The following is a 24,021-nucleotide window of genomic DNA, read 5'->3' on the forward strand; positions in this document are numbered from 1 at the left end:
GCGACCGGTCACCCTTCGCGCAGCGAGCGCGGACGCATGTCGGTCCAGTGCTCGGCGATGTAGTCCAGACAGGTTTGCCGCTCGCCACACACGCCCGCCTTGCTCCAGCCAACAGCCATCGGCTTGCCCGCTGGCCAGATGGAATACTGGCCTTCATCATTGGTGACCACTTCGAACTGCGAGTCAGGTTCGTTCATGTCGCTCTCCGTGCGTGTGCTCGATCAGGTCGTTATTGATGATCTTGGCGATGGTCTGCACCGACGGGCTGGCGACGATGCCGTAGTGGTCGGTGTCCAGCGGCTGCCAGCTCAGCATGTTCGGCACCAGGGCCTGCCACGCGGTCTGGAGCGCTGACGGTTGCCACTTGCTGCCCATGCCGTAGGGATTGGGCTGCGTGGCAATGAACAGGCGCGTCGCCGTCGCAGGCAGTTGCACGGGACGATGATCCGCCATGCTTGCCATGTTGTTTTGACAGCAGACGATCAGGCGTTGCAGGTAGCGCGGCGTGTCCTCAGAGGCCATGTCGCCGGGCCGACGCGCGGAAAACTCGCGCTGGAAGACCTCTCGAATGTGCTGCTCGTCGATCTGCGCCAGCTCGGCTCCGGCGTCCGGTGCGGGTGGGTCGATCAGGTACAGCGTCGGCTGCGACAAATCCGAAGTCTGCGCAAGGCTGCACATCGCCTGCGCAACCCAGGCGCCGAACGACCAGCCAGCCAGACGCCAGTGTGTGCCGTCAGGATGACCATTCTGCACCGCCCGCACATACCGCTGTGCACGCTCAACCAGACTGATGGCTGGCAGTTCGGGCAAACGCAACGCCGGATCGGCGATCACTCGCACGCCCAGATCAGGATGCAGCGCCGAGACCAGTTCCCGATACGCCTGAACATCCCCGCCCACCGGGTGAATCAGGTACAGCCAGTCGCGGCCTGCACCCGGGTTCCACTCATCGATGCGGACGGCGTCAGCCCAGGCATCCTCGGCGGCTTCAATGGCGTCGGGGCTGTCGGTCTGCACCAGTGCAAGCACCTCGCGCAGGCTGACCTTGTGACTGAACCGGGACAGCTCGACCACCACACCCGTCGCCGCCTGCAGCTCGTCGATCAGGTCCAGCAAGGTCAGTGAATCGGCGCCCAGCTCATAAAGCGAGTCGTCCTCGTCCAGTTCTGTCACGCCGAGCCATTTGCACAGGCAGTCATGCAGACGAGTCCGAAGGTCTGCGCCCTGCTCTTCTTTACCCGGCGCCGTCGAAGCAGATACCTGAGCAACAGGTTGCGCCGCTACCGATCCCGCGCCATGTCGAACCGGATAGAACTGTCGCGCCGTCTCGATGGACGTCGTCGAGATCAGCAGTTGCGGCAGTTGAGCGCTGAGCGCCATATCGAACACCTGACAGCCCTCCTGCGCCGACATGCCCACCGCCATGTGCCGCTGATGCACGGCATCCCCTGCTCCAGCGCCCGTGGCCATGCCGATGTCACGCCAGATGTCCCAGTTGATGCCGAGCCTTACACAATCGCTGGCGGCGTTCGGGTGGTAATGGGTGAAGCCGTCCAGAGTGCCGCTGGCGGCAGCGTAGTCCAGATGACCGGCACCGCCGAACAGCGCAGCCATCGAGGAGCAATACAGCACGAACTTCGGCGTCATCTGCTGGATCAGCTCTTCGACCGCCAGCATGCCGAGGGTCTTGGCGGCCATGGCTTCAGACAGCGTTCTGGCGTCGCGATGACGAATCAGGCTGCCAGCACCGACGCCTGCAGCGTGAATCACCCCATCAAAGTGGCCATAACGTCGTTCGAGTTGCTCTAGCACCTGAGGCCAGACCGTCCGGTCGGCGATATCGGCCTGAACCGGATCGATGCGCGAGCGGTAAGCCTGCAACGCTTCAGGGCACTCTCCGTGACGCGACAGCAGCACCACCCGCCGCTGGCCATTGTTTCGTAACAGGTGCTCGCACAAGGTACGGCCGATGCCACCGCTGCCGCCGATCACCAGAAACACGCCATCCGGCGGCAGCAGGCAGGGATCGACGGTTGACGCCATGACCGGGCTGGCCTGCAGATGCGGTTGCCACAGGTAATGGTCGCGGATGGCCATGCGTCTCGGTGCCGCAGCAGGATCCGCCAGCAGCGCGGCAAGTGCTTCGGGTCGAGCGGCCAGTTGCGCGCTGTTCAGGTCCAGCCAGTGGCAACGCACCGGGTATTCCTGCGGCACCACTTCGGTGATCCCGGCCAAGGCTGCCAGCTCGGGACGTTTAACCTCGCCGTACACCGGGCAGGCTTGCCATGACACCAGCCACAACCTCAGCGCGGGAGTACGAGGCGTCTGGCCCCAGCCCTGCAACAGCGCACTGACGGTGTCCAGACACGCCCACTGTGCAGCGGCCAGGCTTTGCTCATTGACCCTGCCGGTGACCGACAACGGCAAGGCGTGCAGCCAGTCCAGCTCAAGCGGTGCCGACTGATCCCCGTCCGCTCCGGCCAGAATGTCGAGCAGGCGCGTGAGCGCCGGGGTGTCCAGCGGATCCAGCACAAAGCGGTCGGTGGCGAGTCGCTGAAAGCCATTGCCCGCCGTGACTTCGACCACTCGCCGATAGACATCTTTAAGGCAACTGCGCAGTGTTTCGTCGAGGGCCTCGTGGTTGCACACCACCAGCAATTCCCGAGGTTGAGCCGGCGGGCGTGAACTCAAGCGCCGCACCCGCTGCCATTGCCGTTGATAAAACCAGTCGGCCACGGGCTGTCGCTCAGTAACTTTTTCAAGAGCAGACGATGCCTGAAACCGATAGGTCTGCAGATCGAAGGCCGACGGCGGCAGGTCCCACGGCGGTGGCGCTGAACGTGTCGGCCAGTCCATCGTCGCCCCGCCATACCAGGCGTCCAGCAAAGCGTGCGGCGACAGCTCGCTGGCCGTCACGCGGGCCTCCGATGGCACGACGTCCCTGATCAACGACGGCTGCAGGCACACCGTTTCATTCGGTGGACAGATCATCGCGAAGCGCCAGCGCAAGGCGCGGCGCCCGGTTTGCACATGCCGCAGCACGGCGGTCCGCTGTTCGGGAAAGGTGTTGAGCCAGGTTTCGATGACCGCCATGTCCTGCTCCAGCGCCGAACGGCTGTGCGCCGACAGCAGCAGACACGGCACGTCGTCCTGCGGGACGATTTCGGCCTGTGGCGCGGCGCCGATAATGACGTGGACGTTGGTGCCGCCAATGCCGAAACTGCTGATCCCGGCCAGCCGTCGGCGCCCTTCCGGCCATGGCCGCGACGTGGTCGGGATGTAGAACGGCGAGTGTTCCAGGTCGATCTGCGGGTTGATCCGGGAAAAGCCGAGGTTGGGTGGGATCACGCTGTGAAAGACCGCAAGCGCTGCACGGATCAGCCCGACCACGCCTGCCGCTGCGCCCAGGTGACCGATCTGGCTTTTCACCGAGGCCAGCGCACAACTGGCAGCCGGCGCAGGGCCAAACGCCTTGCTCAACGCCGCGACTTCCACCGGATCACCCAGCAAGGTGCCGGTGCCGTGGGCTTCGATGTAGCCCATGTCGGTTCCGCCCACGCCTGCCTTGCGCATGGCATCGCGGATGACCGCCGTCTGCCCCGCCACAGAAGGCGCGGTGTAGCTCATCTTGCTGCGACCGTCGTTGTTCAGCGCCGTGGCCTCGACCACTGCGTAGATCCGGTCGCCGTCAGCCCTGGCGCGAGCCAGCGGTTTGAGCACCACGACGCCATAACCACTGGCGCCGATGGTGCCGCTGGCGTCCTCGCTGAACGGCCGACACAGTCCATCGCGGGAAAAGATGTGCTGGGAACGGTGGCGATAGCCATCGGTCAGCGTCGGATCGACCAGCACGCCAGCGGCCAGCATCAAGTCGCTGTCACCCTGACGCAGCAGGGCACCGGCCAGATGGACCGCGATCAGCGAACTGCCGCACGCGGCCTGAACACTCATGGCCGGGCCGGTGAGGTCCAGGTGATAAGCGACCTTGGTGGCCAGAAAATCCTTGTCGTGATGCAACGCCATCTGAAAGCCGTCAGGCAGATCGCCGTCAGCGCTCTCGCGCAGCATCTGCTGGAAGTACGTGGTCTCGCCGCAACTGGCGATCAGCCCGATGCGCGGACCGTCGGTTTTCGGGACCATCCCCGCGTGCTGCAACGCTTGCACACAGGCCATCAGCAAGTGCCGCTGCTGCGGGTCCATCAGACGGGCTTCCTGACGGCTGATGCCGAAATACTCAGGGTCGAAATCCAGCAGACCCGCCAGCTGACTGCGAGCGCCCACCTGCCCCTCGACGGCGGCAAACTGCTCGATGCCCACCTGATTGCCCTGAATCATCGTCCAGAATTCGGCCAGATTCTTAGCACCGGCCACGTTGACGGTCATGCCGATGATTGCCATGGGTTGTTCACGGGTATCGACAGCATCGACGCCCTGCTCGCGCGTGACCGGCGCTGATGACGAACTGCCCAGATGGTGCGCCAGACGCCGCACGGTGACGTGTTCGAACAGGTCGGACATCGAAACGGCCTGCGGCAATGCCTGGGCATAGCGCGCATGCAGCCGCATCAGGCCGAGACTGGTCGCACCGGCCTCGAAAAACGTCTGATCCGGCTCGATGGGACGTCCGATCACCGCCACGAACAGCTCGGTCAACTGCTGCTCCAGCGGGCTGAGCTGCGAGGCAGGTGCCGCAGTAAACGAGCGTTCCAGCACCACGCCCAGCCCGGTCAATGCCTTGCGATCAATCTTACCACTGGGCGTGCGCGGCCAGACGTCGAGCTGGCGGTATTCATTGATGCGCACATGGGCGGGCAGGTGCAGCGCCACCTGACGATCCAGCGCCTGAAGATCGAGCGGCGTGCCGTCCAGGTGCAGACAGGCCGTGAGGCGCTGCGGCTCGTCCTGAAAGATCACGACTGCATTGATCACCGAAGGGTGCTGCATCAGCGCCGCTTCAATCTGCCCCAGTTCCAGACGCTGACCGCTGATTTTGACCTGTTGATCGTCACGCCCCAGATAGTGCAAACGCCCCTCGGCATCGGCGCAGGCCAGATCGCCCGTGCGATAGAACAACGCCGTGCTGCCATCGGGCCGTGGCAGCTCGACGAAGCGCGTGGCATTCAGCGCAGGATCTGCGAGGTAGCAGCGGGAAATCATCGGTCCGGTCACCAGCAGATAACCCCGATTGCCAGCAGGAACGGGACGATCGAAGTCATCCACCAGCAGCAACAGCGCGTTGCTCACCGCTCGCCCGATGGGTGCTCGCAACGGCCAGTCGCGAACGGACTCGGGCAGGCGCCAGGCGCTGACCACATGGGTTTCGGTCGGGCCGTAATGATTGAACAGGCGCGCCTGGGGCATGCCGTCAAACCAGTCGCGCAGTGCATCGGTGCAGAGCAGTTGCTCGCCCGCCGTGATCACCTCGCGCAAGGCCTGCGGGTACACCTTCTGGCCGACCGCGGTTTGCGCCAGATGCTGCAAGGCCACACAGGGCAGGAACAATCGCTCGATACGGGCTTCGAGCAAATAATCCAGCAATGCCTGCGCATCCTGACGCCAGCTCGGTTTGATCAGGTGATAGGTTCCGCCACCGCACAGGGTGCTGAAAATCTCCTGAAACGAGACGTCGAAGGACAGCATGGAAAATTGCAGGGTAACGGATCGTGCAGGGAGCTGACCCTGGGTACGCTGCCATTGCAGCAGGTTGCAGAGTGTCAGGTCCGGCACCTGCACACCTTTTGGCGTGCCGGTGGAGCCCGAGGTAAACAGGGTGTACAGCGGGCGTTCGCCGTTGTGTCGCGGGCGCTGCAACGATCGCGGCGCAGCATCAAGGTCAACGCGATGGCAGACGAAGCGCTCGACAGCCAGTTCATTCAGTGCCGCTTCGGTCGCGGTGCTGAACAGCAGGCAGTGCGGCTGCGCCTGTTGCAACACCTGGCGCTGAACGGCCAGCGGATAGCCGGGGTCGAGTGGTACGGCAGTCAGGTTGAGTTTGGCCAGAGCCAGCAAGGCGACGATGTGCTCGACCGAGGCGTCCAGATACAGCACCACTTGCAGTGGCTCTTTTGTTTGATCATTCGCCGGGTACTGCTCGACCAGAAGCGCAGCCAGGGTATCGGCCAATGTATTCAGCTCGGCGTAACTCACATCGCGCTGGTCAGCGACCAGCGCGATGGACTGCGGTGTGCACAGCGCCTGATGTTCGAACCAGTCGGCCAGGGTCGTGAATGGCGGTTCGGTGCGGTCGCCGACACTGGCCGGTGGCAGGCCGAAACGATGCGGTACAAGTACGTCATGCAGCGTCGCGGTCGGGCGCTCCAGCAGAGCGTCCAGACCACGCTGGAACAGTATGTTGATGGCGTCGATCTGTGCCGCATCGAAGTGACTGCTCTGGTACTCCCACCAGCATTCAAGCTGCGATCCGCCCTGCACCACCAGCAACGTCAGCGGACACTTGGCCTGCAACGTTTCGTTGAATTCCAGCGTGGCCTGCAGCGGCCCGTCGTTGAGGCTGGCGTAGTCGGTGTTTTCCAGCACGAACATGAAATCGAACAGGGCCGAACCGGATGACAGCCGCAGGTCTTCAACCAGATCGGCCAGAGCCACATCCTGCAACGCCAGCACCTCGCGCACGAGGTCAGTCTGAATGCGCAGTTGCTCGCACAAGATCACCTCATGATTGAACGCAGCCGGAATCAGCACGGTGTTGGCGAACATGCCCGGCGCGTGCTCGAACTCTGCCAGCGGCCGGTTCGATACCGGACTGGCGATCCGTGGCCGCTCGCAACCGGTCAGGGCATACAGGCTCCAGGCGTAGACACTGAACAGCACGTCGAACCGGGTAAAGCGCTGGCGGCTGCAGAAGCGATCCAGTGCGGCGCTGCGCAACTCGCCCAGCGGCTGCCGATACAGACGGGCCTGCGGGCTGACAGCACGCACCGGCAAAAGCGCTGATGAAGGCGTGTCCTGACGACGGTGCAGTTCAGCCAGCGCCCGACGCTGATCGCGGTATTGCGGGGCCACGCGCCACTGACGCTGCCATTGGGCGAATTCCAGGGTGGTCAGGTTCGGCATTGCATCGGTTGTGGTTCGGCCCTGCGCCGCATCTTCGTACAGTTGCGTCAGATCATCGAACAGCAGGTTCATTGACCAGCCATCGGTGGTGATGTGATGCAGGTTCATCAACAGCCGACAGCTGCCATCGGCAAACGGCAGCAGCCAGGCCCGAAACAGGGTCGGCATCGACAGATCGAACGGCGTGTCGAAGACCAGCGTCGCAAAGCTGCGCCAAGTGTCCTGCGTGAAATGCCCGGGCGCAAAGACTTTGCATGGCGTGCCGTGCTCGGCCACCACCTGATACAGCCCGTCAGGACCGGACTCGAACGCCATGCGCAACGCCGAATGCCGGGCCACGAGGCGATCCACAGCATCGGCCAGCGCCTGAGTCCGAACCCCGTTCGCCAGGTTCAGGATGATCGGCACGTTGTAGGCGGTCGAGTCCGGCGTGCGCTGTTGCAGCAACCACAGTCGGCTCTGTTCGGCAGTTGCAGGCTGACGCCGGTCGTTGCTGATGGCGGGTGCTACGGGATAACCGGAAGCGATGTTCTGCTCGGCATTCAAGCGCTCGGCGAGCGCTGCGAACGGCTCGCTGAGCAGCGCGCTCATGGTGATGTCCCGCTGCCAACGGGTGCGAATCATCGAACGCAGGCGCATGGCTTTCAGCGAATCGCCGCCACTGCCCAGCCAGTCGTCCTGAGCGCACAACGCAGGTTGCGACAGTAAGGTGCGGGCCTGACTCAGCAGCCAATCCAGCGCCGCTGACTGCGCTTGCGCAACAGGCGCTTCGTGACCCGGCTGTTCGACAGCCGCGCGCCAGGGTGCCAACTGCTGGGCCAGCAGTGCATCGCGGTCGATCTTGCCGTTGGCGGTCAGCGGCAAACGCTGCACCACGAACAGCTGATGCGGGCGCATCCACGGTGCGAGTTGCGTACGCAGATGCGTGTCGAACTCGCGATAGTCCAACGGGTGTCGCGGCACAATGAACGCCAGCAACTGATGGTCTTCAGCAGCGTGTCGGCGCGTGCAGACGTAGGCCTGAGCAACATCTGAGTGCTCCAGCAGACGCTGCTCGACCTCGCCCGGCTCGATACGAAAGCCGCGAACCTTGACCTGACGATCCATGCGGCCCAGGTAATCGATCAACCCTTCGCTGTTGAGCCGCACCTGATCGCCGGTTCGGTAATAGCGCCGTTCTGTACCTTCGGGGTCGCGCAACTGCACGAAACTGTGCGCCGTGTCGTGCGGGCGATTGCGGTAGCCACGCGCGACGCCGCTGCCGCTCAGATACAGCTCGCCTGCTTCGCCCTGCTTGACCGCGCATTGTTGGGCATCCAGAACGCACAGTCCGGTGTCTGGCAACGGTCGGCCGATCGGCACTGAATCGCCCTGAAAATTCCGGGCAATCGGGTACGTCAACGCGAACGTGGTGCATTCGGTAGGGCCATACGCGTTGAAGATCCGGCACTGGCTGCCGGGATTGACGTGGTACCAGGCGCGCACAGCAGCAGCGCTGACCTGTTCGCCGCCGATCAGCACCTGACGCAGGCTGGCGAAGCAGGCCGGAAAATCGGCGCTTAAGGTGTTGAACAGCGAAACCGTCATGAACAGGTTGTCGACCCGCTGCGTTTCGAGCACCTCGGCGAGGCGTCGCGCATCGTGCAGGTCGTCGTCAGCGATGATCACGCAGCAGCCGCCATTGAGCAGCGGTGCCCAGACCTCGAAACTGCACGCATCGAATGCCGGATTGGACAGGCAGGCGAACCGGTCAGTCGCACGAATCTCGATATAACCCTCAGGCTCGGCAAGCCGCAGCAGACCACGCTCGCCGACCTCGACCGCTTTTGGCACACCTGTGGTGCCGGAGGTGTAGAACAGGAACATCACCTCGGCAAAGTATTCGGCGAGCAGCTGGACGGGATGATCGGGATGATCCAGCAACGCCTCGACGCCCACCTGCCAGACCGACGGCGTCCAGTCCAGATCATTCGTCAGGGTCACCAGACCGACACACCCGGCATCAGCCAGCATCAGTTCCCGACGCGCAAGCGGGCTGGCCGCGTCCAGTGGCACCACCACGGCGCCGACCTTCAGGGCACCCAGCATCGCTGCCAGCCACTGCCAGCTGCGCGGCATGCACAGCGCGAGGGACTGGCCGGGTTCTACGCCGCGAGCCTTGAGCCCGCAAGCGATACGTTCACTGGCGCTGGCCAGTTGTGCGTAGCTCAGATGAGTCTGCTGGTCGATCACCGCCAGTGCCTGCGGCTGGCGGCGGACCTGCCCGGCAAAACGACCCAGCAAGGTCGCCGGGGTTTGCGCACCGCTCTTGTAAATGTCCATCAATTCGCCTCCTGCGTATCGAAACGTTGCAGCTCGAGCCCCAGAACCTCAGAGACGCGATGCACTTCAGCGCTTTCCAGCATGTCCCAGTGCCCGCCATGCACCAGCCTGGCCAGATAGCCGTCGCCTGCACGGCGGCGCCAGAAGCCGCGCAGTTCATGCAGTTGCCGACGACTGAAGCCTTCGCGGGCCTGAATCAGCACGATCCGGCCGGCGTGCGGCGCGCAGTCGTAAGCCGCCATGGCGAGCCGGTTATGGTTGTAGAGATGGAAATAGCGCTCGACCTGCGCGTCTTCGATGCCCGGATACATGCCGTTGAAGCGCACCAGCTTGTCGCGAAACTCGGCCATGTCCACGGTGCCGATCTGCTGCCGGAAACCCGGATCGTCCGAACCCTGGGTGTCGAGCAGCACCACGGTCACCTGACGATGCCCCGCTGCGGTCAGGCGTCGGGCCATTTCATAGGCCACCAGCCCACCGAACGACAAGCCGGTGAGAATCAGCGGCCGGTCGGTCATCGGTTCGATCAGGCGCAGGTAGGCCTCGGCCATGGCTTCGACAGTCGGCTCGGTGCTTTCTCCGGAATTAAGGCCCGGCGACTGCACGCCATAGACTCCGACGTGCTCCGGCAGAACCTTGGCCAGCGACAAGTAACAGAACGCCGTTCCGCCCGCCGGGTGGATGCACACGACATTGCGTCGCCCCTCGCCCCGGCGAAACTCGATCAGGTTGCCTTGCGCAGCGGCAAGGTCGGCGCCAGTGCGCAGCCAGCCGCCCAGGGCTTCGATGGTCGGGTGAGCCATGATCACCCGCACCGGCACGTCAACGGCAAAGGTCTGACCGATCTGATACGCCATTTTGATGGCCGCAATCGAGGTGCCGCCGACGTTGAAAAAGTTGTCGCGAATGCCAATCTGCGGCGCCAGCAACAGGCTCTTCCAGATCTGATAGAGCGCCAGCTCGATGTGATCCCGAGGGCTGCCGAGGTTGACCTGACGCGCGGCCAGATCCTGATCGGCCAGGGCTGCCAGCGCGTCACGGTCCACCTTGCCGTTGGCGGTCAACGGCAGTTTTTCCAGCCACAAGTAGGCGCTGGGCAGCACCGCGCTGGACAGGGTCACGGCCAGATGCGCGTGCAGTGTGGCTTCGTCCAGCGGTTCGTCAGCCACATAGCACGCTACCAGCCGTTGATTCTGTGCCGTATCACCGACCATCAGCACCACGCAGGCACGCAGGGTCGGGAACATGTCCAGTCGTGCTTCGATCTCGCTCAGCTCAAGGCGCACGCCGCGCAACTTGACCTGAAAATCGTTGCGGCCGAGAAACTCCACCTGACCGTCCGCCCGATAGCGCGCCAGATCGCCGCTGCGGTACAACCGATCCCCGGCCACGAACGGGCTGTCGATGAAGCGCTCGGCCGTCAGCGTATCCAGCCCGAGATAGCCCCGCGCAACACCTACGCCGCCAATGTGCAACTGGCCGGTGACACCGACCGGCACCGGCGCATCGCGCTCATCCAGCACGTGCAGGCGGTTATTGGCGATGGGCCGCCCAATCGGTAACTGACGGGCCGGCACTTCGGCGCCGGGCTCCAGGGTCCAGATGCTGTTGATGACTGTGGTTTCGGTGGGGCCATACACGTTGTGCAGGCGGGCATTGGGCAAGCGCTCCTGAAAACGTCGGGCCAGCGCAGGTGACAGTTCGCCGCCACCGCTGAACACGTCCGTCAGCGAGTCGCACGCGGTCACTTCATCGACGTCCAGAAACAGCTGCAGCATGGCGGGCACGAACACCATGGCCGTGACCCGCTGTTCACGGACGACCTGTGCCAGATAGCCCGGTTCGAAATGCCCGCCGGGACGCGCAATGACCAATCGCCCGCCCGTGGCCAGCGGCCAGAAGGTTTCCCAGGCCGAGGCGTCGAAGCCGAACGGAATCTTGTGCAGCATCGCGCCGGATTCGCCGCAGACCTGCAGGCACCACAGCAGCAGATTGCTCAGGCCACGATGCGCCACCATGACGCCCTTGGGCAGCCCGGTGGTGCCCGAGGTGTAGATCACGTAGGCGAGATGATCAGCGGTCAGCCCGATACTGCGCGGATCAATGTTCTGTGTGGCGCAACCGGCCCAGAGCCCGGCGTCGGCCTGAACGTCGAACACCGGCGCTTCCCAACCGGCATCCTGCTGCGCCTGCCGCAGAATCGCACGGGCGTTGCCCAGGGTCAGCAGCACGGCCGGACGGCAGTCGCTGAGCATGTGACCGAGGCGACCGACCGGGTAATCGGGGTCCAGCGGCACGTAGGCGCCGCCCGCCTTGAGCACGGCCAGCAGGGCCACCGGCAGTTCCAGCGAACGCTCGATGCACACCGCTACGCGAACGTCAGGACCGACGCCCTGCTCACGCAGGTAGTGCGCCAGCCGGTTGGCCCGGGTATTGAGCTCGGCGTAACTCAGCGACTGATCTTCGAAAACCACGGCACAGGCGTCGGGATGCGCAGCGGCCTGAGCCTCGACCAGGCTGTGTACGCACTCGGCAACCTGCCCCAGCGGAGCCGAGCGGTTCCATTCGATCAGCATCTGCTCGCGCTCTGTTTCAGTGAGCAATTGCAGGGCTGCAATCGGCTGCTTGGCATCCTGCGCGATCTGCTCCAGCAGATGCCGGTAATGAGCACTGAGGCGCTCGATGGTGGTGACGTCGAACAGGTCGGTGTTGTATTCGACCAGCAGGTTCAGCCTGCCGTCGCGCTCGACCCACTCGAAAGCCAGATCGAATTTGGCCGTTGCGCTGCCGGTGATGTACGGCGCCATCTCGACGCCCGGCAACTGCACGGCAGCGCCGGGGGTGTTCTGCAGCACCAGCATGACCTGGAACAGCGGCGAGTAAGCCGTATCGCGCTGCGGGTTGACCGCTTCGACGACCCGGTCGAACGGCACGTCCTGATGGGTGTGCACGTCCAGCAGCGTCGTGCGCACCTCACGTAGCAATTCGGCAAAGGTCTGCTGCGGGTCCAGGCGCTGACGAATCACCAGCGTGTTGACGAAATGCCCGATCAGCGGCTCGACCTCGGGACGAGTCCGGTTGGCGAACGGCGTGCCGATGCACAGATCCTGCTGACCGCTGTAGCGCCACAGCAGCACCGACAGCGCCGCCGTGAGCACATTGAACAACGTGCCACGGGTCTCACGGCCCAGCGAAGTGAGTGCGCGCAAGGTCGTAGCGTCCAGCGACGAACTGAAGGTCGCCCCGGCATAGCGCTGCACTCTGGGCCGTGGCCGGTCGGTGGGCAGGGTCAGCAATGGCGGAGCGTCGTGCAACGTGCGCCGCCAGAAATCGAGCTGTTGTTCCAGCGCCCCGCCGCCAAGACGGTGCCGTTGCCAGCAGGCGTAATCGGCGTATTGCACCGCAAGCGGTGGCAGGCTTGAGGGCTGTCCTCGCAGAAAGTTGCCGTACAGCGCGGCGACTTCATGCAACACGACCCCCATGGACCAGCCATCGGCAATGATGTGATGCACGCAGTACAACCACAGGTATTCGTCGTCCGCCAGGCGCAGCAGCGAAGCGCGAAACAACGGGCCGTGAGCAAGATCAAACGGCGATTTGGCGTCGTGCTCGACGGCCGCCCTGATGATCGTCTCCCGCTCGGCATCTGCGGCACTCCGCAGATCGGTCACGGACAGCATCAGCGGCATGGCCGCGTGCACCACCTGACGCGGCTCGCCGTCAATGCTGCGAAACGTGGTGCGCAATATTTCATGGCGTGCGACCAGCCCGTTCAGCGCGCTTTCCAGCACCGTCACATCAAGCGGCCCTTTCAGAGTGACGGCCGTCGGCACGTTGTAGAACGCACTGCCCGGTTCAAGCTGGTCGAGGAACCACAGCTGGCGTTGGGAGAACGACAGGGGCACGTCGGCCTGCCCATCGCTGCGTCGGGGAATCGCGGCCGGATCGGCCCCGTTCAGCCGGGCGATCAGCTCCAGCTTGTGAAGCTTGAGTGCCTGGAGCATTTCGTCCGTGAGAAAACCACGCGGCGCCTTGCAGCGCAGTTTGTCGCCATCCACTTCGAGCGCAACGGCATGGCGGTCGAACAGTTCCAGCAATTGACGGGCGTTCATATTTCAACCTCTTCCATGTCGTAGTCGTCGGGCAGTTCAGCGTGTGGATCGGACACAAACGCCTCGATGTGATCCCTGCGCTGCTCACCCACAGCCCGCACGCCGCCGACCATCGAATAGATCAGCCGATGGCTCGCGCCCAGATCGAACAACGCAGGCAATTGGTGTTCCTCAAGCGACCCCATGCCACACAGCCCGAGGCCGTAGTCGGCTGCCGTCATGGTCAGCAACTGCGCCATCGCACCGGTTTCGATGTGGCAGAAGTCACGGCTGCGCTCGCCGTACAACGGCTCGATGGCGGCCATGTCGGCGATGAAGAACAGCGAGAACGCGGCGTTTTCATACACCGGCCGGTTCACGAAGTAGTCGTAGGTGTCCGGGTCCAGCACACCGCTGCCCAGCGCCAGCAAGCGATGCTGCACAGGGTCGTAGTAATACGCGCCACCGGGCACGCCGTTGACCCTTTGCGGCTTGATGTAAAGGTAGGCCTGAATCGGGTACAAACCGCCTGCGGACGGGAACTGGTATTTGACCTGAGCGTCCAGTTGCCCCTGCGCCAGACTGGCCAGCAACTCGGCAAAGGCCGCGACCTCGACCGGCTGCGTCGCGTACTGACGCACCGAGCGGTAATCACTGAAACGCTGCGTGTAGAAGCTGTCGTCGGGCCGTTGCAGCCGCACTTCCGGCAGATCCCGGTCGAAGGCGCGACGGCCGCGCTGGTCGGCCTTGAAACGCGCTCGTTGATCGGGGTCTTCGATGACCTTCTCGACTGTTTGCTCAGGCTGGGCCACTCGCTCCCCAGCGTGGCTCGCCGCAGTGCTCTGCGACCCGCTCTGCCGATACAGGGCGAGCAGATTCAGCAGCGTGGGCTGCGCGAGCAATTGCGCGACATTGGGACGGAAGTGCAGTTCGCCGGACAGCGCGTTGCTGATTCGGACGATGTCGATGGAGGTCGCGCCCAGGCTCAGCAGGTTGGCATCGGCGCTGATCGCCGAGCGTTTGAGCACGTCCTGCACGATGGCGACCAGACGTTCTTCCTGCGCACCCTCAACCTCTAGAACCGGACCTGACAGTGGTGCTTCCTCGGGTTCCGGCAGGCGCTTTTTATCGACCTTGCCATTGGACGACAGCGGCCATTCCTGCACGAAGGTGAACGACGACGGCACCATGTAGGCTGGCAACTTGTCGGCCAGGTACTGGGTGAAGTCGCCGACCTGCAATGCCGGATCGTCCTTGAGCACATAACCGGCAAGGCGTTTTTCGCCCAGCGTGTCACCGAGAATTCTCACCACGGCGCTCTGTACGCCGGGGTGTCGATTGAGCACGGCTTCGATTTCGCCCAGCTCGATGCGATAGCCCTGAACCTTGACCTGCGTGTCTTCACGGCCCAGAAACTCGATGTTGCCGTCGGGCAGCAGACGTCCAAGATCACCGGTCCGGTACAGGCGCTCGCCGGTCAATGGATGGGCGAAGAAGCTGCCTGCGCTCAACACCTCATCACGCCAGTAGCCTTTGGCCAGACCGATGCCGCCGATATACAGCTGCCCGGTGACCCAGGTCGGCCGAAGCTGCAACGCCTCGTCGAGCACGTAAAAGCGTTGATGATCCAGCGCCTTGCCATAGGGGATGCTGCGCCACTGCGGTTCGACCTGTTGCACCGGATAGTGAATTGACCAGATGGAGGCCTCGGTTGCACCGCCCAGGCTGTTCAGACTCAAACCTGGCTGCAGCGCCCAGGCGCGTTCGGGCAGCGTCAGGGGAATCCAGTCGCCGGACAGCATCGCCACACGCAGGCTCGCCGGCAGTTCACCGCGCTCGCTCTCCACGTATTCCAGCAGCATGCCGAACAACGCGGGCACCGAGTTCCACAGGCTGATGCGATGCTCGCGAATCAGCGTCATCCAGTGCGCCGGATCGAGCGCCTGTTGCGGATCGAGCAGCACCACCGCTGCACCAGCGGCCAGCGTGCCGAAGAAGTCATAAACCGACAGATCGAAGCTCAGCGACGAGATCGCCAGCACCCGATCCGCCGGGCCGACGGCATAGCGGCGATTGATGTCGAGCAGTGTGTTGACCGCGCCGCGGTGGTCGATGACGACACCCTTGGGCATGCCGGTGGAGCCCGAGGTGTAGATCACGTAAGCCAGATCGGTGGCTGCGCGACTGACTGGCTGCAACGGGGTCTGTTCTGCCGGAACCGCATCGGTCACGGTCAGCACCTTGATCTGCGACGGCCATTCGATGCGTGTCACCAAGGCAGGCTGGGTCAAGGCCAGACTCGCCTCGGCACGCTCCAGAATGTGTCGAAGACGTTCGGCGGGCAGCGTCGGGTCGATGGGCAGGTAGGCACCGCCTGCATAGTGAATCGCCAGCGTCGCGACCACTTGTTCCCAGCCGCGCTCCATGACCACGGCGACCAGTTGATTGGGCACCACGCCCAGACCTTGCAACCGCGCGCCCAGCGCCTGGGCTTCTGCACGCAATTGCCGGTAGCTCAACTGCCGCTGCACCCCGATCACCGCCAGCGCATCGGGTGTCGCCAGCGCCTGCCGGTCAAACAGTTCGTGCATCAGAGGCGATTCGACCGGGAGATCGACTGGCGCGGGCAGGCGAGCCACCGGCAGCAGTTGCGGCGTGCTGGCGTTCCATGCAGAAGGTTCGAGCAGTGCATCGAGCAGTGCGTTGTAGGCCACGAACATCTGCTCGATCAGGCCGTCGGGAAACAGCTCGTCGATGCTGTCCCAGTTGAACAACAAACGCCCTTCCAGCTCCAGCAACGTGTGGTCGAGCCACACCTGTGGGGTCTGGGTAATGCTGTGCATGTGCCGGGCGTTCAACGCATCGGCCAGGTTGAACTCGGCCAGTTCCGGCGCAGCTTCCGAGAGCGTGCTGTTGAACACAATGGGCATCGCGGTCTGCTGCACGCCACGGGCCTGGGACAGCTCACGCAACACGCGCACGCCGCTGACTGCCGAATGATCGATGTCCTGCCACAATCGCGCCTGCACCGAGCGGGCCTTGTCGGTAAAACTCGCGTTGCCGTCGATGCTGACTTCCAGCAACACCAGCGAGGTGAAGTCACCGATGATCGCATCCACGTCGGGGTGCAGCGGCATGCGGTTGAACAACGGCAGGCTCAGGGTGAAGCGCGGCTGGCGACTCCACAACGCAAGCACTTCGCTGAACGCGGTCAGGAGCATTACCGACGGGGTCACGGCAAACTGTTTGGCAACGGCCTTGAGTTGCGACCATTGCCCAGCCGACAGCTCGCGGTCACGACGGGTGAAGTGCGGCCGGGCAATGCTGTCCGGCTGACACACCAGCGGCAGGTCCGGCGCAGGCGCCAGCGTAGCCACCCGTTCACGCCAGTAATCGAGTGCCTGCGCGTAGCGGCTTTCGTTGCGCAGTGCGTGCTCAGCCAGGACGTAGTCGCGGAACGTCAGGCCCGGCTCCGGCAGCACCTGATTCGGATCGGCATAGAACGCCATCAACTCACGCGCCAGAATCTGCGTGCTCGCGGCATCGACGATCAACGCATCGAGGCTGATATGCAGATGGCTGATACCGTCATCGAGCAGCGACAGACTGAATTCGAACAACGGCCAACGGCTGGCGTCCAGCACCTGATGCGACTGGCGCTCGCGGGTCACTTGCAAGGTCTGTAGCGCAGCGTCTGCGGATAGCCCGCGCAAGTCACTGCGCGGCATGTGATAGGTCGGTACGGTTTCCAGCACCTGCTGCGTGCCGTCGCTGAGAAATACCACGCGCAGCATGTCGTGACGCTGGATCATGCGATTGAGCGCCTGCTCGAAGCGCGCTGCGTCGAGGTCTGGAATGCGCAGTTCTTCGTAGCCGTGGGCGCTGACGCCGCCGAGGCTGACCGAGGCTTCGCGGCCAAACCAGTACGCCTGCTGAATATCGGTGAGTGGAAAAGGCTCATAACGCGCAGCACGATCCGGCTCGATGCGCAGCGGGGCCGCTGGTGGCTGGCAGTCATCTTCGCGGGTGATCTGTACCTGCGCGGCCAGATCCATCAGAACCGGGGTCTTGAACAGACTGCTCAGGGACAACTGCGCGCCCATCCGCTGATTGATCGCGTAGATCATCCGGGTGGCCAGCAGCGAATGCCCGCCCAGCTCAAAGAAGTTGTCGTGAATGCCTACACGCTCGCACTTGAGCACTTCGGCCCAGATCAGCGCCATCTGTTGCTCGATCTCGTTGCGCGGTGCCTCGTAGCAGGCTGCGGACTGACGCTCGGGCGCAGGCAAGGCCTGGCGGTCCAGCTTGCCATTGCGGGTCAGCGGCAGTTGCGCCAGCGAGACCCAGGCCGTCGGAATCATGTGTTCCGGCAAGTGACGCTGCAGCGCGCTGCGCAGGGCTTCAGGGGCAGCGCTGCCGACCACATAAGCCACCAGACGCTTGTCGTCCGGGACATCTTCGCGCAACAGCACGGCCGCTTCCTGCACACCGGGTTGCTGGTGCAGCAGGCTGTCGATCTCGCCCAACTCGATGCGGAACCCGCGCAGCTTCACCTGCTGATCGATGCGTCCCAGATACTGCACGTTGCCGTCAGTCTGGAAGCGCGCCAGATCACCACTGCGGTACATGCGCGCACCGGGTTGCGGGCTGAAAGGATCGGGTAGAAAACGTTCGGCGGTCAGGTCCGGCCGGTTCAGGTAACCACGCGCCAGACAGGCACCGGCGATGTACAACTCTCCCGCCACGCCGACCGGCTGCGGATTCAGGTCGCGGTCCAGCACGTAGAGCCGAGTGTTGGCGATGGGACGCCCGATGGGCGGCGCGTCCGGCCAGTGTGCGGCATCGCTGCACACCAGGCTGAACTGGCTGACCACATGGGTCTCGGTCGGGCCGTACTGGTTGTGCAGCCGTGTACCGCCGAGCCCACGAACAAAGGCGCGCAGTTCATCGTTGACCTGCAACGCCTCGCCTGCGGTGATGATTTCGCAACCACCCTCCGGCATCGGCGCATCGGCCTCGGTCAGGCCCGCCAGTTGCTGCAACACGGCGAACGGCAGGAACGCTCGTTGCACGCCCTCTGCAACCAGTGTCGAGCGCAGCGACGCCAGGTCCTTGCGGCTGGCTTCGCTCATCAACAACAGGCTGCCACCCTGGCACAGCGTGCTGCAGATTTCCTGAAACGAGACGTCGAAATTCAGCGAGGCGAATTGCAGTACCCGGCGCGGCGTGTGTGCGTCGTCAAGCTGCCAGGCAATCAGGTTGTCCAGCGCGCGCCGGCTGTGCGCCACGCCCTTGGGCCGCCCGGTCGAACCCGAGGTGTAGAGCACGTATGCCAGATTGTCCGGGCTGACGCTGACCAGCGGATCCGTGTCCGAACGCTGCGCCCAGTCTTGCGTGTCGACGTCCAGGCAGCAGACCGGCAGATGGCTGTCGGGCAGTGGCAGCGCGTCGACAAGCGAAGACTGCGTGAGCAGCAGGCTCGGGCTTGCGTCGCTGAACATGAAGGACAGACGCTCAGGCGGATAGGCCGGGTCGAACGGCACGTAAGCGGCGCCTGTCTTGAGAATCGCCAGCAAACCAATGACCATCTGTGGCGAACGCTCCAGACACAAACCGACGCGCTGTTCAGGACCCACGCCTTTGTCGATCAGGTAATGGGCCAGGCGGTTGGCGGCGCGATTCAATTCGGCGTAGGTCAGCGTCTGCCCCTCGGTACGCAGCGCCTCGGCGTCGGGTGTACGCCGAGCCATCGCTTCGAAGCGCTGCACACAGTCGGCGGCCGGGAAGTCACGTTCGGTGCGGTTCCAGTCATCGATCATCTGCCGCCGCTGTTGTGGGCCGAGCAGATCGAGGGTCGACAACGACTGCTCGCTGTCATCGGCCATCTGCGTCAACACGCGGCGCAGGTATTCCCCGAACTGCGCCACCGTCTCGGGCTCGAACAGTCCCGACGCATACTCGAGGCCGCCGACGATCTGTCCATCCTGTTCGCTGAGCGCCAGTTGCAGGTCGAACTTGGCCACCTGTTGATGGGCGTGGATCGGGCTGATGTCCAGACCTGGCAGGATCAGGTCCGAATCCTGATCCTGCTCCCAGGCGAACAACACCTGAAACAGCGGACCGTGCGCCAGGCTGCGCGGCGGGTTGAGCAGTTCCACCACATGATCGAACGGCAGCTCCTGATGTTCCTGCGCATCCAGGGCGACGCGACGTGCCTGTTGCAGCCAGCCCGCCACCGATTGCGCCGCTGGAGCGTTTTCCGGCTGAGTCATGCGCAGCGCGAGGGTGTTGACGAAGAAGCCGATCAGGCCATCCAGTTCCTGCTGACTGCGGTTCGCCGAAGGCACGCCGATCACCACATCGCGCTGCCCGGACAGGCGCATCAGCACCAGCGACCAGGCCGCAAGCAATGTCATGAACAACGTGGTGCCCTGCTGCCTGCCCAACGCCTTGAGCCGGTCCGTCAGCGCTCGGTCGAAGGTCAGCGGTACGAACCCGCCACGATAATCCTGGACTGCCGGGCGTTTGTGATCGGTCGGCAGCTCCAGCAGTACGGGGGCGCCGGTGAGCGTTTCGCGCCAGTAGGCCCGCTGCGCTTCAATGGTGTCACTGGCCAGCCACTGCCTTTGCCATGCGGCGTAATCGACGTATTGCACAGGTAGCAGTGGTAAATCTGCGTCGCGATCCTGCAAAGCCGCTTCGTAAAGCAGCGCGAGGTCGCGGGTGAGCACGCCCACCGACCAGCCATCCGAGACGATGTGGTGCTGGGTCAGCAACAGGGCGTGATCGTCGTCTGCCAGCCTGATCAGGCTGACGCGCATCAACGGCCCACGCGTCAGGTCGAACGGCTTGGCACCCTCCTCGTCCATCAATTGGACAAGCCGCGCCTCGGCGTCAGCGTGACTGCGCAGATCGATCAACGGCAGCGGCATGCCTGAGTCCGGCGCCTCGACTCGCTGCCGCCCTTCGCCTTCAACCGCCACGAACGTGGTGCGCAACGCTTCATGGCGCGCCACCAGTCGATTGAAGCTGCGTTCCAGCGCCGCGACGTGCAAGGTGCCACGCAGACGCAGGTTCAGCGGCATGTGATAGGCCGCGTTGCCGCCTTCCATCTGTGCCAGAAACCACAGACGCTGCTGGGCGGACGACAACGTTTGCGTGTCGCTTCGATCGACGACCGTTATCGCCGGACGCGCCGCGCTCTGCAGGGCGCCCAGACGTTCGGCAAACTGATGCAGCACCGGTGCCGCAAACAGCGCAGCGGGTGATGCCTCCAGACCCAGGTGCTGCCGGACCTGAGCCAGCACCCGCATGACCAGCAACGAGTGACCGCCGAGGGCGAAGAAGTGATCGTCACGGCCGACGCGTTCAACCGCCAGCACGTCGCTCCAGATGACTGCGAGCGCGGTTTCCAGCGGCCCTTGGGCAGGCTGAAAGTCACGTTGATCAAAGGCGTCTGCATCCGGCGCGGGCAACGCCGTGCGGTCGATTTTTCCGTTGGGGGTCAGCGGCAAGGCAGCCAGGCGTACGAACGCGGCGGGCACCATGTAATCGGGCAGATGAATCTGCAACTGTTCACGGAGCGTGCGCGGCGTCAGGACCGTGCCGTCGTCGGCGCAAAACCAGGCCACCAGCGCCTTGATGCCCCGTTCGTCCTCGCGCACAAGCACCAGGCTGTCTCGTATCCCCGGCACCTGCGCCAGCCGCGCTTCGATTTCACCCAACTCCAGGCGCAAGCCACGCAGTTTGGTCTGAGTGTCGTTGCGGCCAATGAACTCGATGTTTCCATCGGCGCCATAACGAGCCAGGTCGCCGCTGCGATACAGACGCTCGCCCGCCACGAACGGGCTTTCGATGAAGCGCTCGGCAGTCATTTGCGGCAGGTTCAGATAACCTCTCGCAACGCCTGCGCCACCAATATGCAATTCGCCGGTGACACCCGTTGGCACCGGCGCCCCGAGCGTGTCCAGCAGATAGATCCGGGTGTTGGCCAACGCTCGGCCGATGGGCAGGACGCCTTCGAGCGAGCTGTAGGCGTCGAACTCGAAACAGCTGCTGTCGATGCTGGCTTCAGTGACGCCATAGGCCTGAACGATCTGCACCTGATCGCCACACAGCCTGCGCAATTGCCGGGCGCTGTGAGCCGTCCAGATATCCGAGCCGCAGACCACCGTGCGCATGAACGACAGGTCATGACCATTGTTTTCGATCCAGGCCAGCAGCGGGTTGAGCACGGCCGGTACGAAATCGGCGAAACCGATACGGGCCTCACTGAGCAGGCGATAGAGCGCGGGCGGGTCCATCAGGGTTTCGCGCGGGCACAGCACCAGGGTGCCGCCGAAGCCCAGCGACCGGATCAGGTCGGCGCTGAAAACGTCGAAGGAAAACCCCGCCATTTGCAGATGGTTGAGCGGCGCACGCAGGTCATAAAGATGGCCCCACGCAGCACTCACTGCACGCAGCCCGCGGTGCTCGACCATGACGCCCTTGGGCGTGCCGGTGGACCCGGAGGTGTAGATCACATACGCCAGATGGCGAGCGGTGAGGCCGACCGCACGAGGATCAGGGTTGTCTACAGGCTGCGCGGCCCATGGCGCGGTTTCAGCCATATCCAGCAACGCTGGCAGCACCGCGCAACCTTCAAGCGCCCGCTGCAAGGCCGCATCTGCCGACCTCTGTGTGAGCACTACACATGGCGCGCTGTCAGCCAGCATGTGGGCCAGCCGGGCCTGCGGATAACCGGGATCGAGCGGCACATAGGCGCCGCCTGCCTTGAGCACCGCCAGCACACCGACCAACATGTCCGGCGAACGCTCCACACAGATACCGACCCGAACGTCCGGGCCGACACCGAGGCTGCGCAAGTAATGCGCCAGACGGTTGGCCTGAAGGTTCAGCTGTTCGTAACTCAGCGCCAGCTGTCCGAACCGCACCGCAACGGCGTCAGGTTGAAGACGCACCTGTGTTTCGAACAATTCATGCACATAACCATTCTCGTCGAACGGCTGCTGCGCCGAGTTCCAGTCATGGAGCAGTTGCTGACGTTCAGTGTCGCCCATCATGTCGATCGAAAGGACGGGTTGGTCAGGCTGCTTGACGACCTGCTGCAATGTGCGGCGCAGGTAGCCGGCAAAACGCTGGACCGTCGACGCGTCAAACAGCGCCGTTGCGTAGTGCAACTGCCCGTCGATGCGACTGCCCGTTCCGACAAGGCTCAAGGCAAGGTCGAAACCGGCAGGCAAACCCTGGTGATGATCACCGACACACAGCACCTGAACGGCTGGATCTCCGGCGCGCGCAGGCTGAGGTTCGACTGCCGTATTGAGCTCGCCATGCACGTGATCGAGCAGTTGGTTGAAGGTCATGGCGCTGGTGTACGACACCCGCAGCAGCCGCATCGCCTCACAACCCGGCGTGCGGGTACCGAGCGTGATTTCATGCTGACCAGACAACCGCGCCAGCACTGCTGCCCACGCAGCCAGTACGACCGTGAACAGGCTGCAGCCATGAGCGGAACCGAGCCCTGCAGCTAGCTGAACCCGCGACTCGTCCAGCTCCAGCACATGCACGTCGTAGCGCAAATCGTGCACACGCGGGCGAGGACGGTCCAGCGGCAATTCCAGCCACTGCAGTGCATCCGCCAACTGTTCCTCGCCGGAACTGTTTGGTACGGACAACGCAGCGAACTGCGCAGGGTTTTTCCCACGCGAGGAAGATCTGTCGAGCATCGGAAATCACCGTCCATGACTACATTTTTTATGTGAAGGCAGCCGTGCACCGATCACTCAGGCAGGTGCCAGATCCCGACGAGCAGGCCGGGATGGGTTCAGAGGTTCGGATCAAGCGATCAGGGGGAAGGTGCAGCGCGTGCCCGCGGGATCAATGTGCTGTCGTGCGTGGACACAGATTGAACGGCGAATGAGGGCAGACCTGCAGGAGACGCGTGAAAGCGTGGCTCGCGAGCAGCTGAGGTACGGGAAGGGTCTATGGCGAGGTTGGTCGCGAGAGCCCTGAAGCTGGAGAATGCATACCGCGTGACCACTTGAAACCTCATCTTTCGTTTGAGGGTCAACGACGGGGAATGGCCTGCGCAGGGGTGTCAGCGCCTGGGTTGTCCCGATCGGCTGAGATTGCCCGGCTTGTAGTCATGGCAATCCTTGGCCCGGGTTCGTGACCCGGAGCGCTGGCGATAATAACCATGGATTTAAACGCGAAAGCAAACAAAAAGTGACAAATTCGAAAGTCTTCACAACATCACCCGTTAGATGGGTAACAGACATAAGCGTGGCGATTAAGTGAACTAAGCGGTTCAGAAAAATGATGGCAAAACGCCCCGGACTTACGTGATTCATCCACTTTCACAACACCACCGTCAAGTGCGTTGGAGCGGCTCACCTCATCATTCTTCGTTTTAACTTCAGGCGATGCAAAGCGCATAGACCATCGCATCAATATTGTCCAACAAAAGGACAAGACGCCTGAGACCTGCATTAACGCCCGTTCAATTTGCAAACATGCAGCGAACCAGTTACGG

4 protein-coding genes are annotated in these 24,021 nt (G+C 63.5%); all 4 read right to left on the reverse strand.

The window, feature by feature from the left end:
- Positions 1-8: 8 nt before the first annotated feature.
- From CFBP1590_RS18110 to CFBP1590_RS18125, 4 genes are read right to left on the reverse strand one after another with little or no spacing between them, the layout of a single operon-like run.
- Positions 9-197 carry an MbtH family protein gene (locus tag CFBP1590_RS18110; RefSeq protein WP_004882868.1) on the reverse strand — a complete coding sequence of 63 codons (189 nt, stop codon included), beginning with the start codon at positions 195-197 and terminating at the stop codon, positions 9-11.
- Positions 184-9,396: a non-ribosomal peptide synthetase gene (locus tag CFBP1590_RS18115; protein WP_088235664.1), complete on the reverse strand. Its 9,213-nt coding sequence runs from the start codon at positions 9,394-9,396 to the stop codon at positions 184-186. The genes CFBP1590_RS18110 and CFBP1590_RS18115 overlap by 14 nt, the downstream gene beginning before the upstream one ends.
- Positions 9,396-13,508 (reverse strand): non-ribosomal peptide synthetase, encoded by a 4,113-nt coding sequence (locus CFBP1590_RS18120; RefSeq protein WP_088235665.1) that lies wholly within the window; start codon positions 13,506-13,508, stop codon positions 9,396-9,398. The genes CFBP1590_RS18115 and CFBP1590_RS18120 overlap by 1 nt, the downstream gene beginning before the upstream one ends.
- Positions 13,505-23,215: a non-ribosomal peptide synthetase gene (locus CFBP1590_RS18125; protein WP_088235666.1), complete on the reverse strand. Its 9,711-nt coding sequence runs from the start codon at positions 23,213-23,215 to the stop codon at positions 13,505-13,507. Before CFBP1590_RS18125 ends, CFBP1590_RS18120 begins: the two co-directional genes overlap by 4 nt.
- Positions 23,216-24,021 lie beyond the last annotated feature (806 nt).

Origin of the sequence: Pseudomonas viridiflava (assembly GCF_900184295.1) — a bacterium.
GTDB lineage: Bacteria > Pseudomonadota > Gammaproteobacteria > Pseudomonadales > Pseudomonadaceae > Aquipseudomonas > Aquipseudomonas viridiflava.

Coding starts and splice junctions, on each gene's coding strand:
- CFBP1590_RS18110 (WP_004882868.1), bottom strand. CDS start 197: ATGAACGAACCTGACTCGCAGTTCGAAGTGGTCACCAATGATGAAGGC.
- CFBP1590_RS18115 (WP_088235664.1), bottom strand. CDS start 9,396: ATGGACATTTACAAGAGCGGTGCGCAAACCCCGGCGACCTTGCTGGGT.
- CFBP1590_RS18120 (WP_088235665.1), bottom strand. CDS start 13,508: ATGAACGCCCGTCAATTGCTGGAACTGTTCGACCGCCATGCCGTTGCG.
- CFBP1590_RS18125 (WP_088235666.1), bottom strand. CDS start 23,215: ATGCTCGACAGATCTTCCTCGCGTGGGAAAAACCCTGCGCAGTTCGCT.